General features: G+C 71.9%; 17 protein-coding genes, 2 pseudogenes and 1 riboswitch. Of the genes and pseudogenes, 3 read left to right on the top strand and 16 right to left on the bottom strand.

What is annotated here, in order from left to right:
- Positions 1-5: 5 nt before the first annotated feature.
- Positions 6-368: a tetratricopeptide repeat protein gene (locus ACZ6ZT_RS00825; protein WP_469714243.1), complete on the bottom strand. Its 363-nt coding sequence runs from the start codon at positions 366-368 to the stop codon at positions 6-8.
- A 103-nt stretch (positions 369-471) separates the two neighbouring features.
- Between ACZ6ZT_RS00825 and ACZ6ZT_RS00830 the strand changes: the two genes are divergently transcribed.
- On the top strand, positions 472-1,437 hold the full coding sequence (locus ACZ6ZT_RS00830) for a pirin family protein (RefSeq protein WP_469714244.1): 966 nt from the start codon (positions 472-474) through the stop codon (positions 1,435-1,437).
- Positions 1,438-1,719: 282 nt separating this feature from the next.
- Positions 1,720-2,109, top strand: a complete 390-nt coding sequence (locus ACZ6ZT_RS00835; RefSeq protein ID WP_469714246.1) for a hypothetical protein — start codon at positions 1,720-1,722, stop codon at positions 2,107-2,109.
- Between the two features lie 184 nt (positions 2,110-2,293).
- On the opposite strand, the gene ACZ6ZT_RS00840 is transcribed toward ACZ6ZT_RS00835, so the two are convergent.
- The 10 genes and pseudogenes from ACZ6ZT_RS00840 to ACZ6ZT_RS00885 form a co-directional block, all read right to left on the bottom strand.
- The gene (locus ACZ6ZT_RS00840) at positions 2,294-2,713 is read right to left on the bottom strand and encodes a GDP-mannose 4,6-dehydratase (RefSeq protein ID WP_469714248.1); all 420 of its coding nucleotides are present in this window, start codon (positions 2,711-2,713) and stop codon (positions 2,294-2,296) included.
- A gap of 125 nt (positions 2,714-2,838) precedes the next feature.
- Positions 2,839-3,207: pseudogene (locus tag ACZ6ZT_RS00845) on the bottom strand (NAD-dependent epimerase/dehydratase family protein); the annotation flags it as partial.
- 504 nt (positions 3,208-3,711) lie between these two features.
- A pseudogene (locus ACZ6ZT_RS00850) lies at positions 3,712-4,461 on the bottom strand (PIG-L deacetylase family protein); the annotation flags it as partial.
- Positions 4,406-4,927, bottom strand: a complete 522-nt coding sequence (locus tag ACZ6ZT_RS00855) for a P-loop nucleotide/nucleoside kinase family protein (protein WP_469714249.1) — start codon at positions 4,925-4,927, stop codon at positions 4,406-4,408. The pseudogene ACZ6ZT_RS00850 and the gene ACZ6ZT_RS00855, both read right to left, overlap by 56 nt.
- Positions 4,887-5,846, bottom strand: coding sequence for a hydroxymethylbilane synthase (gene hemC, locus ACZ6ZT_RS00860; protein ID WP_469714252.1), 960 nt, complete (start codon positions 5,844-5,846; stop codon positions 4,887-4,889). The genes ACZ6ZT_RS00855 and hemC overlap by 41 nt, the downstream gene beginning before the upstream one ends.
- A 20-nt stretch (positions 5,847-5,866) precedes the next feature.
- On the bottom strand, positions 5,867-6,352 hold the full coding sequence (locus ACZ6ZT_RS00865) for a P-loop nucleotide/nucleoside kinase family protein (protein WP_469714255.1): 486 nt from the start codon (positions 6,350-6,352) through the stop codon (positions 5,867-5,869).
- Entirely contained in the window at positions 6,349-8,736 is a 2,388-nt protein-coding gene (gene fxlM / locus ACZ6ZT_RS00870) for a methyltransferase, FxLD system (protein ID WP_469714257.1), read from the bottom strand. Before fxlM ends, ACZ6ZT_RS00865 begins: the two co-directional genes overlap by 4 nt.
- 162 nt (positions 8,737-8,898) lie before the next feature.
- Positions 8,899-9,444, bottom strand: a complete 546-nt coding sequence (locus ACZ6ZT_RS00875; RefSeq protein ID WP_469714258.1) for a hypothetical protein — start codon at positions 9,442-9,444, stop codon at positions 8,899-8,901.
- A 210-nt stretch (positions 9,445-9,654) separates the two neighbouring features.
- Positions 9,655-10,566, bottom strand: coding sequence for an NUDIX hydrolase (locus tag ACZ6ZT_RS00880; RefSeq protein WP_469714260.1), 912 nt, complete (start codon positions 10,564-10,566; stop codon positions 9,655-9,657).
- A gap of 368 nt (positions 10,567-10,934) precedes the next feature.
- Positions 10,935-12,950 carry an ATP-binding cassette domain-containing protein gene (locus ACZ6ZT_RS00885; protein WP_469714261.1) on the bottom strand — a complete coding sequence of 672 codons (2,016 nt, stop codon included), beginning with the start codon at positions 12,948-12,950 and terminating at the stop codon, positions 10,935-10,937.
- Positions 12,951-13,243: 293 nt separating this feature from the next.
- Here ACZ6ZT_RS00885 and ACZ6ZT_RS00890 point away from each other — a divergent pair, with 293 nt between their 5' ends.
- Positions 13,244-13,366 (top strand): hypothetical protein, encoded by a 123-nt coding sequence (locus ACZ6ZT_RS00890; RefSeq protein ID WP_469714262.1) that lies wholly within the window; start codon positions 13,244-13,246, stop codon positions 13,364-13,366.
- A gap of 284 nt (positions 13,367-13,650) precedes the next feature.
- Here the strand turns inward: ACZ6ZT_RS00890 and ACZ6ZT_RS00895 are convergent, their stop codons facing one another.
- The 5 genes from ACZ6ZT_RS00895 to ACZ6ZT_RS00915 form a co-directional block, all read right to left on the bottom strand.
- Entirely contained in the window at positions 13,651-13,779 is a 129-nt protein-coding gene (locus ACZ6ZT_RS00895; RefSeq protein WP_469714265.1) for a hypothetical protein, read from the bottom strand.
- Positions 13,776-14,114: a hypothetical protein gene (locus tag ACZ6ZT_RS00900; RefSeq protein ID WP_469714267.1), complete on the bottom strand. Its 339-nt coding sequence runs from the start codon at positions 14,112-14,114 to the stop codon at positions 13,776-13,778. Before ACZ6ZT_RS00900 ends, ACZ6ZT_RS00895 begins: the two co-directional genes overlap by 4 nt.
- A 39-nt stretch (positions 14,115-14,153) precedes the next feature.
- Positions 14,154-14,696: an NUDIX domain-containing protein gene (locus ACZ6ZT_RS00905; protein ID WP_469714268.1), complete on the bottom strand. Its 543-nt coding sequence runs from the start codon at positions 14,694-14,696 to the stop codon at positions 14,154-14,156.
- Positions 14,697-14,737: 41 nt separating this feature from the next.
- On the bottom strand, positions 14,738-16,099 hold the full coding sequence (locus ACZ6ZT_RS00910) for an NUDIX domain-containing protein (protein ID WP_469714270.1): 1,362 nt from the start codon (positions 16,097-16,099) through the stop codon (positions 14,738-14,740).
- Between the two features lie 446 nt (positions 16,100-16,545).
- Entirely contained in the window at positions 16,546-17,067 is a 522-nt protein-coding gene (locus tag ACZ6ZT_RS00915; RefSeq protein ID WP_469714272.1) for a hypothetical protein, read from the bottom strand.
- Positions 17,068-17,147: 80 nt separating this feature from the next.
- Positions 17,148-17,210, bottom strand: a riboswitch (guanidine-III (ykkC-III) riboswitch).
- Between the last annotated feature and the right edge of the window lie 4 nt (positions 17,211-17,214).

Raw genomic sequence — 17,214 nt, forward strand, 5'->3', positions numbered from 1 at the left:
GCGCCTCACTGCGGGAACTCGCCCGCCATCGCGGCCGCCAGCCGCAGGTGCGGACGGGCCTCCTCGGCCCTCCCGGCCCGCTCCAGGGTGCGGCCCAGCATGAGCCGGGCGTAGTCCTCCACCGGCCACCGCTCCAGGATGGCGCGCAGCTCGCGCTCGGCGCGCGAGAGCTGCGCGGAGTGGTAGTAGGCGCGGGCCAGCAGCAGCCGGGGCGCGAGCTGCTCCGGCGCCTCCGCGGCCACGGTGACCAGGACGCGGGCGGCCGTCGTGTACTCCTCGGCCTCGAAGAACAGCTGCCCGCGCGCCCAGCGCTCGGCCGTCGTGCCGTGCTCGTGGTACTGGGCGTGGTCGCTCCGCTGCGCGTCCATGGCGGCCCTTCCGCTCGGTCCGTCCCGTCACTGTCGGCCTCTGCAACAGCGGACCGGCCCCGCGCATTCCGTACGCCTTCCACGGCGCACTAGGTTGTGCGGTATGAGCAATCTCGATCGCCAGCCCGCTCTCGCCACCTGCGGCGGACGCGGCTTCGTCGTCGCCGAGCCGGTCCGCGAGCTCCTCAGCCCGCGCACCGTCAAGCTGGGGGAGTCCACCGAGGTCCGCCGCCTGCTGCCGAACCTGGGCCGCCGCATGGTCGGGGCCTGGTGCTTCGTCGACCACTACGGCCCCGACGACATCGCGGACGAACCCGGCATGCAGGTCGCTCCGCACCCCCACTGCGGCCTCCAGACGGTCAGCTGGCTGCACGAGGGCGAGGTGCTGCATCGCGACAGCGTCGGCAGCCTCGCCACGATCCGCCCGCGCGAGCTCGGCCTGATGACCTCCGGCCGGGGCATCAGCCACTCCGAGGAGAGCCCGCGTCCGCACGCCCGCTTCCTGCACGGCGCGCAGCTGTGGGTGGCCCTGCCCGGCGCCCACCGGGACGTGGCCCCGCACTTCCAGCACCACCCGGAACTCCCGCACGTCACGGCCCCGGGCCTCACGGCCACCGTCATCCTGGGCACCCTCGACACGGCCACCTCCCCCGGGACGGCGTACACGCCCATCGTCGGCGCCGACCTCACCCTCGCCTCCGGCACCGAGACCCGCCTCCCGCTGAACCCCGACTTCGAGTACGCGGTCCTCTCGATGTCCGGCGAAGCCCACGTGGACGACGTCCCCCTCCTCCCGGGCTCGATGCTCTACCTCGGCTGCGGCCGCACCACCCTCCCCCTGCGCGCCGCCTCGGACGCGAGCCTGATGCTCCTGGGCGGCGAACCGTTCGAGGAGGAGATCGTCATGTTCTGGAACTGGATCGGCCGCTCCCACGACGACATCGCCCAAGCCCGCGAAGACTGGATGACCGGCACCCGCTTCGGCGACGTAAAGGGCTACGACGGCCCTCCGATCCCGGCCCCCGAGCTCCCGCCGACCCACCTGAAGCCCAGAGGCAGGCTCCGCTGACCTGCTGCTTCGTGTGGACCAGCGCTGGGTGCGGCATTCGGGCCCAGCCCTCCGCTTTTTCTTTCGGGAGGGAGGGAGGGAGTCGGACGGGGTGCAACAGCCTCCGGTGCCGGTGGTTCGACGCCCCGAGCCTTCCGGGACAACCTTTGGCCCCACTGCCCGGTGTGCCGGCGGCTCCATCTGGACAGTGGTCGTAGCCGACCCGGCTCCCGCCTCGGATACCGTGTTCCTCTACGGGGTGCCATAACGGATGTGACGCCCCCCACCGGAGGTAGTCAGCGTATGAGTTCAAAGCGCAGCAAGAATCCAGCCCTGCCCGTACTTGACGACGCATACCGACTCGCGTCGGTCAAGGACGCCGAAGAGTCCACCCGTGACTTGGCCGCGCGGCTGGCCACCACCGAGCTGCGCCGCGCTTCCCACCCGGGCCGGGTCACCTGGGAGCCCACCGATCAGGCCGAGCCCGTACCGGTCCCGCCGACTGTGGTCGACGGTGACGGGGACCTGTGGCTGCGGGACCGGGGCACTGGCACCTGGACCATGCCCGAGTTCAACCCGAAGGAATTCCCGGCCCGCTGTGGCGAGGTTCTGACGTGGAACCAGCTTGCCCGCGAGTTCGGCCCGCTTACCGCACTGGCCGACGACCGCCGCATCGGCGGCGGCCGGCGCTGACCGCGCAGCCTTCTGGGATGACCGCGTCCCTGAAGCGCCCGTTACGGGTGGCTGGGAGCTCCACCTCACCGCCGAGCTCGACGATGGCCGCGAGCTGCGTCGTCGCTCTCCGTGAGGTCGGGGTGGAAGACGCGAGGAACCGGCTCCTTCGGGAAGCCGGTTCTCGGCGGCCGCTATGTGTGGGTCAGTCCTTCAGCCGCTCGTCGCGGAGCGGGATCCAGTCCAGAGCTGACCGGATGCCCTCCTCCAGGGACAGCTTGGGGGCCCAGCCCAGCAGCTCAGCCGCGCGGTTGCTCTTGGTGTAGCCGCCGGCCACGTCGCCGGGGCGCGGGTCGGCGTCGACCGTGGCCAGCGGCGTGCTGACAACGGCGTTGAAGGCCTCGCACAGCTCACGGACGGTGGTGCCGTTGCCCGTGCCCAGATTGATCGCGGTCGAGCGCTTCGTGTCCGTGAGGATGGAGTCGAAGCGCTGGATCGCTGCGACGTGGGCTTGCGCCAGGTCCCAGACGTGCAGGTAGTCGCGGATGCCGGTGCCGTCGCGCGTCGGGTAGGTCGTTCCGGTGATCGGAAACGGTCGGCCTTCCTGGTGCGCCTGGATGAGCACGCCCAACGCGTGGCTGGGCCGCTTGAGCTGGAGGCCAGTACGCAGCTGAGGGTCGGCGCCGACGGGGTTGTGAAGTACCGCAGCGACAGAACCCGCGGCCCGGCCGCGGCGATGTCGGTGAACATCTGCTCGCACACGGCCTTGGTCCGTGCGTAGGGGCTCTGCGGCGCCAGCGGCGAGTTCTCGTTGACGGGGGAGCCGTCATCGGCCTGGTAGATGGAGGCCGACGAGCTGAATACGATGCGGTCGCAGCCGTTGCGGTGAAGGTGGCTGACGAAGGACAGGCTTTTGCTGACGTTCGCCTCGTAGTAGCCGATCGGGTCCGCGACCGACTCCGGGACGACGATCAAGGCGGCGCAGTGCACCACGGCCGAGACATCCGGGTGCTCCGAGAAAATCCGGTCGACCAGTGCGCCGTTCGCGATGTCGCCCTCGTAAAAGGTCCGCCCCTCGGTGAACTCCCTGCGCCCGCGAACGAGGTTGTCGAGGATCACCGGGGTCTCCTCCGCCGTCCGCCTGAGCCGGTGAGCCCTGCCAGGAGAAATACGACCGGGGGGTGTCGGTGAATCGCAGCGGATGCGCGACCGCTCTGGAGCAGTCTCCCCGTACTACGCCGTTCACCGGTCCCCTCCAGTGCCGGCCGGAGGGAGGAACCTTGCGGACTTCTGGGCGAGCACGTCCAACAGGAAGCCGGGGGCCTGGGCTCCGAGCATCCGGTGCAAGGTGACCAGGCTCGTGATGGCCGTATCGGCGACCTCTTCCTGCACGTTCCGCCAGGTGCTCCGCTCCTTCCTGGGGTTCGTTCCCCAGGCACCGACCACGGCCTGCGCTGATTCGCCGACCTCCTCGGTGAGTTTGAGGACCTGGAGCGTCCACTGCTGCTCCGGGGTCATCCCGCGTTCGGTGTCCAGGCCGGTGAAGAACTCGCTGAGCCGGCCGATCGTGCCCCACAGGGCGTCTGGTTCCGGCACGGGCGGGGTGAGGCTGTCCTGTACGGGACCGGGTACGGGTCCGCTGTCCAGGCGGGTGTACCACTCGGTGGCCAGGATCCGGTGCCGGGCGTCGTCCGTGAGGCCGGACAGCAGAGCCGGCAGGGCACGCGGGCCTTCGGTCTGGCTCCGGTGCGCGAGGAGAGCTGCCCATTTCGTCGCCACGAAGGGGCTCACGTCGACGCGTGCTGTCACCTGCGCATCGGGCGCGCTGCGGACCGTCTTGCCGACACGTTGGAGGAGGGGGCCGAGGTCACCGATGCCGGAGTCCGGGTGAGTTCCCGCATACAGGGCGGAGGGCTTCCAGGGTTCACCAGCGTAGGGGTAGAGGTGGGGGAGGCCGGCGGCGTGGACGGCGAGCTGGGTCACTCGGTGGGTGTGAGTGTGGTCGGCGTGTCCCGTGAGCTGGCCGTACTGGTCGTGTGTGATCACGATGGTCGGCTTCAGCTCGCGGATGTGGCCGACGAGCAGTCCGATCACCTCGTCGAGCGGGGCGTCGCACAGGCGGGGCCGTCCGGGAGCGGAGTGGGGAACCCGGGCGTCGGCGTACCCGAGCATCCGGGGCTTCCCGGCTCCCAGGATCGCGAGCGCGTCGGCGAGCTCAGCGGCCCGGTGGCTGTCGGGAGCCCAGGTGGCGGTGACCACCGCGGTCGCCGCGCCCGCGGCCGCGTACTGGGCGAGGACACCGCCGGCGAGCAGGACTTCATCGTCGGGGTGTGCCAGAACTGCCAGGAGGGACGGCACGGGGGAGGGCGTCATGGGTGGACCTTTCTCGGAGCTGCGCGCGGAGGAGGGTGGGATGGTCAGCGGAGTCCAGACCGGGCCGCCGGAGACGGTCCTGGAAGGCGGCCTCGGCGACCACGGTGACCTGCGCCCGGAGCAGGACGCCCAGTGCACCGAAGAAGGCTTCCAGGACAGCGGCGTTGAGGCGGTCGGTGTCCACTTGTGGGATCTCGACGTTCGCCGCCATCCCCTGCTTGATCTCGTCGCGCAGGACGGCGGGGCAACCCAGCTCGGCGGCGAGTGCCCGGGCGAGGGTGGACTTCCCGGATCCAGGGGCGCCGGTGATGGTGATGAGGAGGGGGTTTCGGATGGGATGAGCTCCGCAGTAGGGGAAACCCGGACTGGCTTCCGGCGGCCTTGGGCCAAGCGTGCTGCTGCTTCGGGGCGAGTCTTCGGATGCGCTATTCGGGGGTGACGGCGAGGAGGCGGGCCGCGCCCGCATCCAGGAGCGCGTGGGCGGAGGCGTGGCCGATCTCAGCCGCCTGTCCGGCAGGGCCCGAGGTCTCGGTGCGCAGGGCGGGGCCACCGGACGGGTCGAGGACGGCCGCGTGGACGGTGACGCGGCCGTTCGCGGCGAGGGTGGCGTGGGCGGAAGCCGCGGTGAGGCAGCCCCCGCCGAGCCCGGCGAGGACGGCCCGCTCGGCGTCCAGGCGGGCGTGGGTGGGGGCGTGGGTGAGCGGGGCGAGGAGCCTTCCGGTGGTCCGGTCGTCGGAGCGGTGCTCGATGACGACGATCCCGGCGCCCGCAGCCGGCAACCACAGGGTGGGGTCCAGGATTTGTGAGGCCCGGTCGGCGAGGCCGAGTCGGCGCAGCCCGGCCAGGGCGGCGATCATCACGTCCGCGCCCAGGGTCCCGGCGTCGAGCGCATGCATCCGGGTGTCGGCGTTGCCGCGGATCGGTACGGGGATCAGTTTCGGGTGGAGGGCCTTGAGGAGGGCGGCCCGGCGGGGTGCGCTGGTGCCGACGCGGGTGCCGGGCGGCAGGTCGTCCAGGGTGGCGGGCGGGTGCCCGGCGGGCAGGACCAGGACATCGCGGACGTCCTCGCGGGGCAGGACCGCGCCGACCGTGATCCCGGGGGCCCGGTCGTGGGGGCCGGGGACGTCCTTGGCACAGGCGATGGTGGCATCGACACGGCCCTCCAGCAGGTACGCGTCACCCCGGCGGGTGAAAGCACCCTTCCCTCCGAGTTCGGAGAGAGGACCGCGGTGCGCGTCACCCTCGCTGACGATCTCGTGGACGTCGAGGGCGATGCCGGGGTGACGGGTGCGGAAGGCATCGGCGAAGCGGCCGGTCTGCTCCATCGCCATGGGGCTCGGGCGGGTCCCGAGCCGGAACGTACGGGAGGCTACAGGACTGGTCACGGTGCGAATCTCCGGTCTGATCACGGCTTGCCAGGGGAAAGCGGGAGGCATGCGAGTACTGCTTGGAGGGTGTGCCCGGGGGCGAGGTCGCTGGTATCGACATTCTGCGACGCCGTGCGGCGCAGCCAGCCGGATTCGGCTTGCCGGTGGTCGCAGGCTCGCCGTCGCCGGTGGGCACGGACCGCCTCGCTGCGCGTGTCGTCGCCCGGGTACTCGCGGCCGGCCGCGATCCGGGCTTCGAGCAGGTCAGGGCCGGCGTGGAGAACCACGTGGTGGAAGGTCCCCAGTTCGGCGAGCGGCTCGAACATCTCCCTCGCGCTCAGGCGCCGCCAGGCGGGGTAGTCCTGGTAATCGCGCATCCTGCGGGGGTGGCCGGCCAGGCTCGGACGAAGGAGGGCGCCGACGCCCTCCGGGTCCGTTACGACCGATCCCCTCAACGCAGCACGGAGCCCGGCGGCCAACGTCGACTTGCCGACTCCGAACGCCCCGTTGACCCAGATGATCACCGTGCGATGCCGCCTTCCTCGACCGTGCCCTGCCCAAGGCCTCCGCCGGGGGCGCCGTCACGCCCGGGCCAGCTGGTCACGATGCGCACCGTCGGCTTCTCGATGACATGGCCGGCGGGGAGGAAGCTGTCGGGCGTGTCCGCGGGCAGTACCGTCAACGCGGGGGTGGCACGTCCGCGTAGGTGCCGGTCCCACGCCCGGACGGCGTCGGCCAGGGTGTCGGCGGCGGCCTTGCCATCGAGTCCGAAGCCCTGGACGCGGAACTCCCACGGGGGCATGCCGCCGTGCTCCGTCCGCTGTTCGAGGCGCTCGACCACCACGCAGGCCAGGGACCCGCCGGACACCATCGCCATGGCGTCCATGTACTTGGGCAGGCGGAGGAGGCCGGGTTGCTCGCGGTCCCCGGTCAGCCGGCAGAATCCGGGCACGGATGTCGCCAGCCAGAGCTGGAGGTCCTCGAAGGACTCGTTCTCGACGACGCTCACCCCGGTCCGCACGTCGGCCCCCGCGGCGGTGAGGGCTCGGTCAAGGCCGTCGAGCGGGGCCGGCGAGGTGTCCTCCCAGCGGATCCCGTAGCCGCTCTGCCCGATCGGGTCCGGTGTCTCGTCCCACCGCCCGTCACCCTGCATCGGAACGAATCCGCAGACGCTGATGCCGTCCGAGTGCAGCGCCCCGGCCCACTTGCGGAACCCGACCGCTCGGGTGAACCCGCCGATCCGCAGCGGCAGGACCAGACGTCCGCCTTCACGGAGCTGGTCGCGCCAGGGGGCCGGGATGTCGTTCGCGGCGACCGTCACCATGATCGCGTCGAAGCCTTCCGCCGGAACGAGCGGGGCGGGAGCCCCGTGGGTGCCGTCGCCGAGGACGGCCCTGACACGGTCCGCGTAACCGGTCTCGGTCAGGAAGTGCACCGTGCGGGCATGGACGTAGGGGTCGATCTCCATGCAGAGCACCGACCCGGTCGGGCCGACCAGTTCGGCGGCCAGGCACGCGTTGTAGCCGCCGCCCCCGATCTCCAGCACCCGGTCTCCCCGCCGAATCCCGGCCGGTCCGGCCTGGCGGAGCATGACGGCCTGCATCTCGGGCTGGGACACGGAGCTCATCGACCGGCCGCTCGTCTCGTCGAAGACGGTCACCACGGCCTCGTTCGCGTACGCCCGGTCAAGAGGCTGCTCGGGCAGGAAGGCGTGCCGGGGCACGGTCGCGAAAACCCGCCGGAGTTCGTCGGTGTCGGCCCATCCGGCGTCGGACAGATCCTGGGCGAGCCGCTCGCGCAGCCGCCGGGCGCTCGCCGGCTCCCCGAACCCGAGCGAGATGTCTCCGGCCGGGCGTGGGGTGTGGTGCGCGGCCGGTACGTCGGGCAGCAGGCCGGGCCAGACGACGTTCACGGCCTGGGCGCTGGCCGTGAACAGGGGTTGCGGCAGGCTCCGCAGGTCGGACAGGTTGTGCCACTCCCAACGGGACAGATCGGGCTCCCGAACCGTCGGCTCGCCGGTGAAATCGGTGACCCTGGCGACCTCGGTGACGCGCGTGAACCCGCCGACCGTGGCGTCGCACAGGGTGCCGAGCAGCAGCACCGCATCCGCAGCGGTCACCAGCCCGGACTCCTCTTCCAGCTCCCGCACCGCCGTGACCTGGAAGGGCTCTCCAGGCTCGACCTTCCCGGCCGGCAGCTCCCACATGGTGCGCGCGTTGTTCCAGCCGAGGAGGAGCTGCCCTCGGGTGTTGGTGACGACGACCGCGACGCCTGCCATCGCGGCCGCCTTCGGTGTCCGCTTCTCCTCGTAGACCACGGCCGCGGCCTTCGGCCCGCGCAGCAGCAAGGCCGTGGACCCGCCGGCCTCGATGCGCTCGGCGTGGTCCCAGGCATCGCACAGCAGGTCGATCTCGGTGTCATCCAGGCAGATCGAACGGAGCTTGGCCGGGTGCCGGTCGGCATGCGGGGTGATCACGCACAGGGTGCCGTCCGGCGTGAGGAGGACGGCGAGTTCGGCGACAGTGCGGGTCCGGTCGGGCAGGTGCGCCAGGGCGCGCCGCATGGTGATGACCCGGTACCCGCCGTCGACGGCGAGGGCGGCGAGATCACCGCCGGTGACGTCGAGCCGGTGATAGCTGATCGCGGTCGCCTCCGCGTTCGTGGCTTCAGCGCGGTCGAGGGCGGCGTCGGCCCAGTCCACCGCGTCGACCCGGTACCCGGCTGCGGCCAGCAGCCGTGCCACCTCGCCCGTCCCACAGGCCACATCCAGCGCACGGGCGCCATGCTCGCCGTCGGACAGCGACAAGTGCTGTTGGAGGAGGGCCTTCTCGTCGTCGGTCAGCGGTTTGAAGTCCATGCCGCGGTCGTAGTGGTCGTGCCAGGCCTGCATGGTGGGCGGGGTGCTCATGGGCGGGGTGCTCCTTCAGCGTGGTCTTCACGGAGGTCAGGCCGGGGTGCGGGTCGGTCGGCCCGTACAACAGAGCGGTGTGACGGCCCCTCCGGTCCCGTCGCACCGTCCCGGCGCAGGATCAGGTGGACATCGACCGGCACGTGTGCTGCGGCCCGCCGCTCACTGTGCGGCCCCTGGCCGGCGGGCGAGGAGCACGGTGAAGACGAACTCTTCGTGCAGCAGGCCGTCCTGGGCGCGCTCTTCGAGCAGGGCGCGGGCCTGGTTCTCGAAGCGGACGTGGTCGGTGAACAGGTCGGCCCGCGCGAAGCTGGTGGAGCGCAGGTAGCCGACCACGCTCTGCGGCGTCCAGGTCCGGGTGAGGAGGAATCGGTGAGCGGTGACCGCGCTGAACGGTGACTGGGCCAGGTCGTCCTCGTAGCGGCGGCCGGGCTCGTTGTAGGTGCCGGTGGTTCCGGCGCGGCGGTCTGTACCGAGCTCGGAGCGGATGAGGTCCTTCAGCGCGGAGCTCCATTCCGCGTCATGGGTCCAGAGGCTGCCATCGCCCATGATCGCGACAGCGGCCTTCGGCGTGGCCACCCGGTCTGCGACGGCCAGGACCGCAGGCCTGTTCATCCAGTGGAAGGGCCGGCAGATCGTGATCAGATCGGCCTGGTCGCCGGGGGTGACCGGGGTGAAGTCCTCCGCCGCGACCGCGTGCGCGACCACCGTGCGTTCGGCGGGCGGCGGCCCAGGAGCCGCACGCGGGCGCCCCGATGACCAGGTGATCAGCGCCCCCGTGACGCACCAGGCCCGGGTGGAGGAAGTTCAGGGCGCACCAGAACCCGCTCACCGGGTCGGGCGGCAGCTCGGTGCTGGGGTGCGGGATGGTGGCGTCGGCGACCGGCTGATCGTGCACGTTGTCTCCTTGACTCGCGGCTACGCCCAGCCCAGTTCGGTGTAGGCGCGACATTGGCCGATCGCCTCGATCGCGGCCCGCGTGTACGGGACGAGGGGCTCGGGAAGCCGGGCCGGGTCGTGCCAGCCCCATTCCAGGCACCGGTCCGGCTTTCGGGCCTCCGGGGTCCCCGACCATGTGCGGGCCCGGAAGACCAGCTGGAGACGGGGCTGATCGTCACCGTCCTCGTCGAGCATGTGCACCGTGTGGACCAGGTCGAGGTCCTGGGGCGCGATGACCAGGCCCGCCTCTTCTTCTGCCTCGCGGATCAGTCCGGCGACCGCGGCTTCGGTTTCGAGATGACCGGCGAGGAAGTGCCAGGTGCCGCCGGCGAAAGCGCTGTCGGGGTGGCGCAGCCCGAGGAGGATCATGCCGTCTTCGCGCTGGAGGTAGAGGTGAACGCCGATGACGTTGAGACGGGGCCGGCCGTCGCCCGCCCGGGCCCGAAGGCTCGCCGGCCGGGGGGCCGGAACGGGAGCGGTCCTCTGGTGCAAAGCGATGGCCTCGGCCGCCCACGGGCACATCGTCAGCCAGGCCGTGGTCGCTGCGGGAAACCACTTGAACATGATCCCTTCGGGGCACGGCAGCGTGCTGTCGTCGCCGTCCCAGGAGCCGACGTACACCTGGATCCGCCCCTTGGCTCCGGTGGGGCCGTGCGAGTCGACGATGGTGAGCGGCTCCAGCGGCACCCTCAGGCCCGTCTCCTCGAAGAGTTCGCGCTCTACCGCCTGGCGGCAGGTCTCCTCGCCTTCGCGGTCTCCGCCGGGGATGGACCAGGTGCCCGGGTCGCAGATGTACGGCTTGTTGGCATCCCGCAGATGCAGCAGGTACTCACCGGCGGAGTTGACCAACAGGGCCGCGGTGCCGTGGGGTTCGGTGGACAGGGCGGTCACGTGGAACTCCTCCGGGTCGGGAAGGGGGCGCCGACGGGCGTGGTGGAGCCGTCCTCTGCGTCGAAGACCACCACGAAATTCGTGGGCGGCGCAGTGCTCGCGGTGCGCCTTGCGCGGTAGAGCGACGCATCCGAAAGCATCGGTCACGTCGGTGCCGTCGGGGGTCTGGAACCGCGTGGGGAACCCGAAGCGAGCGCGGTAGAGGGGGTGGTGCCCGTCGACGAGAGGAAGCGGCACCGTTGCAGTGGCGGCCATTGTGGAGCCTTCCGGCATCCCGAGCGCCTGCCATCGCGACGCCCGGGTACCCCGATTCTGGGAGCCCTCCAGAACATCGGAGCTTGAGCCGGTTCGGTCTTGCAGCACGACACTTATGAGAGTTCCTTCGTGCTGGTGTCGGCGGCCAGACGCGGGCCGGGAATGCTGTCTGCGAACGCCGCGGCCTGGATCCGGTACGCGGTCCGGAAGTCCCCGGTGCCCGTACCGGCGGTCTCGTCCATGAGCTCGGAGAAGGTCCCGGACTCAGCGAGCCGCCCGTCTTTCATGACGTGGATGAGGTCCGCGTGGCGCACGGAGTGCAGGCGGTGGGTGATCAGTACGACCGTCTGACCTGCGGCGGCCAGATCGCGGATCTGGTCGAAGACCCGCTGCTCAGCGACCGCGTCGAGGGCACTCGTCGGCTCGTCGACCACCAGGATCTGCGCACGCTTGTACCAGGCGCGGGCGATCCCGATCATCTGCCATTCCCCGCCGGAGGCTTCCTGCCCGCCCCGGTAGCCGCGGCCGAGCAGGGTGGAGAGCTCCCGGCGCAGGCCCGCGATGAACCGGTCGGCGCCGGAGAACCCCGCGGCCTCCCGCACGGCCTGGTCGTCGATGGGGAGGGTCGGATCACCGATGCCGATGTTGACGCGTACGGTGAAGGGCCACCGGAAGAAGGACTGTGACATCAGCCCGACGCGGGCGAAGATCTGCTTTCGGTCGGCCACGGCCGCGTCCACGTCGTCCCACCAGATCGTCCCTCCGCCCGGGTCCGGCTGGTGGAGACCGGCCAGGAGTTTGACGACGGTGGACTTGCCCGAGCCGTTCGCCCCGACCAGGGCGATGACCTTGCCCATGGGGAAGCACAGCGACACCTCCCGCAGCGTGGGCTCGGGTACCTGGTCCCCGCTGCCCGGATAGGTGAACGTGACCTTCTCGAACCGGACTTCCCGCACCTGCTCGGGCAGGTCCTCGCCGCTCTCCGGGATGGCCCGCGCCTTCGCCTCCACGCACAGCCGCTCGAAGTCGGCGACGAACAGGGACTCCTGGTGCAGGTCGGCCATCTGCACGACCAGGCCGTCCAGGCTCGAGGACCCCGTACGGATGGCCAGGACCGCCGTGCCGGCGACCGCGAGGTCCATCCGGCCGCTCCACAGCAGCAGCCCCAGCGCCCCGTAGGTGAGCAGGGTGGCGGCGCCGGAGGCGCCGTCGGCGATGAGGCCGATCTTCGCGGCGCTGCGGGCCAGGCGGGTCTGCTCGCGCTCGCTGGTCTCGGCCATCTCCCGGAAGTGCGAGAGGAGGAAGGGCCCGACCTCGTGGACGCGGACCTCGGCGGCCGCCTCCCGTTGGGTCAGGAGCTGACCCAGGAGGTGTCCGGCGCGGGCGTGCTGGACGAAGGTGTGGAAGGAGATGTAGCGCTGCCGGGAGATCTTCAGCGACCGCCACCCGCTGGGCAGGGTCATCAGCACGAGCAGCGGCAGGAGTGCGGGGTGAAGCACGGTGAGCACGCCGGCCGCCGCGACCAGGGAGATTCCGGAGTTCAGGGTGTTGGTGCAGTACCGGATCATGCGACGGGCGGAGTCCGCCCCGTAGCGGGCGGCGTCCAGCAGCCGGTGGAACTCGTCGTCCTCGATCGCGGCGAGCTCCACCCGGTGCACCAGCCCCAGGTACTGCTCGGTGGCCACCCGCTGGACCTTGGGCTCCAGCTCACCGGTGGCGGCCGTGGACGCGGACCGCAGCAGCGAACCCGCCAGCGCCGCGACCGCCACAACGATGAGCGCCGGAAACGCGCTGGTCAGACGCTCCCGTGTCCCGCCTCCGGCCAGGATGTGCCCCAGGACACCGTTGACCGCGACAAGCCCGGCGGCTTGCACGATTCCGCGCCCCACTTCAGCGCCCAGGACCACACGCAGGGCGCGGGCGTCGGCGACGTGCGCGAGCCGAAGTCCGGTACCCACCATCCGGGGCAGGCCCTTGGCCATCGTCCACAGGCCGAGCTTCAGCCAGGCGCCTTCATGCTGGTCCCACCCGACGTCGTACGCCAGCTCCCCGCCGAACAGCAGCCGTTCCGAATCCGACACGGTCGCCGCTTCGGAGACCTCAGGAGCCTGCTCCTCGTGCTGGTTCATTCCCCCCACCCCAAATCCGGCTGTGTGGTGCCTCGGGCACCGATGTCGGCGCTGGGACGAATCCTGCGAAGAGGCGGCAGGCTGATGTTCCGCGCCCCGGAGGCCTCACCTCCGGTACGCCCTTGCTCTGCTGCGCGGCTGTGGGCTGTGCTGCCGGTGCTCAAGCTGCTCCCCCGGTCTGTCGGTCACGGCTGGTCCGTGAGGCTCAACGAGCCGGCCGAGGTATCGAACTGGTGTATTTCAGTCGCTCCGGATTTCCCGGGATAGAGCGGATGGCGGCGCGTGGAGAATGCATGGACCCGTTCGGCGCAACGGGTCTGCCCAGGCGTGCCTTTGGCCGAATCGCCGAGGTCCGTGTCGCGGGCGGGGATGTGGCCCTGTCCCGGCGGGTGGTGCAGGGCTCGCTGTTCGACTGACGGCACCCTGTTCCGCCCCGGGGCCTGGGCCGGGCCGGTCATGTCCGGCGGGCGACGACGACGCATCGCGTGCTGTCTCCGGTGAGGGGGTTGCCGCCCTACCCGCCGAACGTCCCGTGCACCGTGAACCCGGCCTCGGAGAGGACGCGCGATCTCCTCGACCGGGAGCGTGCGCGGGCCCGCGGGGCGGGTGATGACGTCGCGGACGGGAAGCCCGCAGATCAGGGCGTACCACTGCGGGTCGACGTCCACGCCGTACGGGGCGAGAGCCTGCTGGAGCGCGCTCAGCCGGATCTCGGCGTTGTCGACGACGGTGCCGTCCGGTCTACGACGACGCCGTCGACGTCCTGGAGCAACTCGTCCGCCTCGGGTGCAGCCGCCGGTACGGGCTGCGGCGGGAGGTTCGCGGTCATCGGCCCTCCGCCCAGGTCTTGGTCTCGCGCTGGACGCTCTCGGCGAAGTGGTGCAGGCCGGCCTTGGTGGTCTGCTGCTGGAGAGTGACGGCCAGCATCCGGTCCACGGCCTGGGCGGCGGGCGGGCAGTTGGCCGGGCTCAGGTCCTGGCAGGCCGGATGCTGGTGTGCCGCCCGGAGCCGGTAGGTGCCGACGGAGTTGGCGAACCCGGCTTCGGCCAGGCGGGTATGTGGTGCTGCAGAAGCGACGGCGAGTTCGCGTACCGCGCCGGACTCGGACGCCTCGCCCGGCTCCGGGCCGTCCGCGAGGGGCTCGCCGATGACAGCCGCCGGCATCGCGGCAACCCGCGGGCCGGGCATCAGGGCGGCGGTCGTTTACGCCTCCCAGTCCCAGGTGTCGAAGTACGCGGGGACCCCGGCGTCACGAGCGGCCATGACGGCTTCGAGCCGGGCGTGGTCCCGTGCCGGCATCAGCTCCCGCCACTCGGGCACGGTCAGGGCGCGCACCTGGTCGTGTTCGGCGGGGTCCAGCGCGATCGCGGACAGCTGCCCGGGCGGGAGCCGGCCGCCGTCGAAGACGAAGCCGACGGTGGCCAGCGGCCAGGCCTTGCCCGGCAGCCCGAACACCGTGGCCAGGAGGCGTGCGGGTCCCGCCAGATGGATGCCGGTCTCCTCCCGGCACTCGCGTACGGCGGTCTCCCAGGGGCGCTCGCCGGGCTCGGCCACGCCGCCTGGCCACTGCCAGGGGTGGGCGTGGGAGGAGGTGGCGCGGAGCTGGACGGGCCGGTCGTGCTCATCGGTGAAGAACACCGCTCCGAAGACCGTGGCCTTCGGCAGCGTCGCGGCGAACTGCTCAGGAGGGAGCCACTTCCTGTCGGCGGCGGCATCGGCCGGGCAGCCACGGCGGGGTAAGGGCACGGGGGTTTCCTTCCTATAGGGGCCCGGTGGGGCCCACGGATTCATGGGCGGTGGGTGGCGTGGAGCCGGCGCAGGGTGCGGTGGCCGCGTTCGGTCACCTCGGGGTCGTCGTGGCGGGTGCCGTAGGCGATGCCGGAGACGGCGTCGAAGGCGGCCTCGCAGTCCAGGCGCACCTCCTCGACGGGGGTGAGGGGCCTGCCGTACCCCTCCAGGAACGCGGAACGCAGGTCCGGACGGCCGGTCCAGGTGTCGCTCAGCCGCGCCAGGTCCCGGGTCGCGGTCTGGTACTCGGACCGCTCGAAGTCGAACAGCTGCGGGCCGCCGTCCTCGCCGAGCAGGACGTTGCGGTACTGCAGGTCCCCGTGGGCGGGTACGAGCGAGGGCCGTGGGAGGTCCGCGTACGCGCTGACCAGGGCGCGGACCAGGGCCTCGTCCCCGTCGGCCAGGTACGGACGGGCGCGTTCCAGATGGAGCGCGACCATGTCGGCCTCCCGTGCGGAGCCGGCGGGCCGCGCGGGTGCGGCGCCGTGGAGGGCACTGACGAGCCGGCCCAGCCCGTGCTGGATGCGCGTCTCGTCGGCGGCGCCGAGGACCATCCCGTGCACCGGGCGCCCGGACAGCGCGGTGAGTACGACGGCCCGCGCCTCGGAGTCGGCCGCGACGAGGCGAGGGGCCCGCGGCCCGAGCGTCGGCACCCACGACCGGTACGCGGCCACTTCCCGGTTGTGGAACGTCGGCCCGCGGTGCCGTTTCAGGTACCAGGTGCCCCCGTCGTCGGGTCCGGTGAGCCGCCACACCCGGCTGCCGGCGCGCACCCAGGACACCTCCGTGGCCTGCGCGATCCGGCCGACGGCCTGCTCGGCGAACACCCGGAGCCGGTACGGCAGATGGATGCCGTCGGTGGGCGGTCCGGCCAGCAGGCGGGTGCGGTCGGGGCCCTCCTGGCCGTACTCGACGGCGTCACCGGGCTGCTGGAAATGCACGGCGGCGGGCAGGCCGGCCCGGTAGGCGTCCAGCCCGGCCCGGCAGTACGCGACCATCGGCCCCGGCAGGGCGTCCAGCGCGTACCACCCCATGCCGTCGCACCGGTCCGGCTCCATGACCTGGGGCCGGCCCGACCACCGGCGCACCTCGAAGAAGATGCCGAGGCGGGATCGGGAACCCGTCGGCGGGCGGTGGTGGACGGTGACCGCCGCGGTCACGTCCTCCACCCGGATGGACACGCCCGTTTCCTCGCGGGCTTCCCGGATGACGGCCTCGACCATGTCCTCGTCCGGGTCGAGGTGCCCGGACGGGAGATGCCACAGACCGGACGCGTACACCGGCCCCGCCCGGCGGGACAGCAGCACCTCCGGGCCCCTGTCGCCCTCACGGCGCAGGATGAGGTGGACGTCGACGGGCACCGTGTACCGGCCCTGGCGGCGGGGTGGGCCCGCCGTTCTCCCGCACGGCTCCGTCTTGTGCGCGCTGGAGGAGAGGGGCCCCGGCCCGTTCCTCGCATCAGGTTCGGCAGGGGCGGGCGGCACGATGGGATCAACCACGGACGAATCCTCTCGCTGTTCGGGAAACGGTACGTCGGTCAGTCCCAGCCGGATGCGGTGAAGGTGCGGCCGGGGCGGATGCCTTCGATCGCCACACGGGCGTAGAGGACGATCGGTTCGGGAGGAAAAGGGGGGAAGGGCGTCGGCGCGCCCGTCCCGCTCCCGGAGTTCCGGCCTGCCCGGCCAGGCGTCGTGTGCGAAAGACGAGCCCGGCCGGGGCTGGGCGCCGGGCTCCCCGACCAGTCAAGCCACTGCGGGTTACCGCTCGCTGGGGCCCGATGCCGGGGCACCGCCGTGACTGAGCCACGTCACAACCGCCAGTACGCCCCCGCCCCGGCATCGACGTGGACGACATGGCGGCCGACGCGGACCACGTGGTGGTTCGGGCCGGTCCATGAGCCGGTGTCGCCGTCGGTGGCGGGCAGGGGGGTCCAGACCTCCAGGAAGGTGCTGCCGTCGGTGTTGGTGCCCCACTCGACGAGATCCGCGCCCTCCCACCGGAAGGAGCCGGTGTCCTCACCCGGCTCGCCCGTCAGGTGGTGGAAGCGTACGGCCGCGCCGTCGAAGGACGTCATGCCCGCGAAGCCCCGGCTGTCGGCGAAGAACGGGCCCACCTGGAGCCACACCACCTCGCGGTCTTCCACCAGCGGCCCGCCGTCACGGCTGATGCCGCGCCGCAGCCACGCGCCCCGCTCGGGCACCGGGATGCCCGGTCCGCCCGCCGCCGGGAGGGCTCCGACGGGTCCCGGCCCCGCCGGCTCCGGCGGTAGGAGGTGCCCGGCGTCGGTCACCATGTGTCCGGTACGGGCGCGTTCGGGGTGCGCGGTCATGTGTCGGCCCATCCATGGAACGAGGGAACACCGCCCGGGACCGGACAGCGCTTCGGCGCCCGCCGGTGGGGAAGGTGCCTGGCGCGTCGTCGTGCGTAACCGGGTACGGCGCATCTCGTCCGGGGCCCCAGGACCGGGCCGCCGGAC

The sequence above is a fragment of the Streptomyces sp. NPDC102258 genome (genome assembly GCF_055584685.1).

Bases quoted from the DNA above. Each gene is read 5' to 3' on its own strand.
- ACZ6ZT_RS00825 (WP_469714243.1), bottom strand. From the start codon at position 368: ATGGACGCGCAGCGGAGCGACCACGCCCAGTACCACGAGCACGGCACG.
- ACZ6ZT_RS00830 (WP_469714244.1), top strand. From the start codon at position 472: ATGAGCAATCTCGATCGCCAGCCCGCTCTCGCCACCTGCGGCGGACGC.
- ACZ6ZT_RS00835 (WP_469714246.1), top strand. From the start codon at position 1,720: ATGAGTTCAAAGCGCAGCAAGAATCCAGCCCTGCCCGTACTTGACGAC.
- ACZ6ZT_RS00855 (WP_469714249.1), bottom strand. From the start codon at position 4,927: ATGCGGGCGCGGCCCGCCTCCTCGCCGTCACCCCCGAATAGCGCATCC.
- fxlM (WP_469714257.1), bottom strand. From the start codon at position 8,736: ATGAGCACCCCGCCCACCATGCAGGCCTGGCACGACCACTACGACCGC.
- ACZ6ZT_RS00885 (WP_469714261.1), bottom strand. From the start codon at position 12,950: ATGAACCAGCACGAGGAGCAGGCTCCTGAGGTCTCCGAAGCGGCGACC.
- ACZ6ZT_RS00890 (WP_469714262.1), top strand. From the start codon at position 13,244: ATGGACCCGTTCGGCGCAACGGGTCTGCCCAGGCGTGCCTTTGGCCGA.
- ACZ6ZT_RS00895 (WP_469714265.1), bottom strand. From the start codon at position 13,779: ATGACCGCGAACCTCCCGCCGCAGCCCGTACCGGCGGCTGCACCCGAG.
- ACZ6ZT_RS00900 (WP_469714267.1), bottom strand. From the start codon at position 14,114: ATGCCGGCGGCTGTCATCGGCGAGCCCCTCGCGGACGGCCCGGAGCCG.
- ACZ6ZT_RS00915 (WP_469714272.1), bottom strand. From the start codon at position 17,067: ATGACCGCGCACCCCGAACGCGCCCGTACCGGACACATGGTGACCGAC.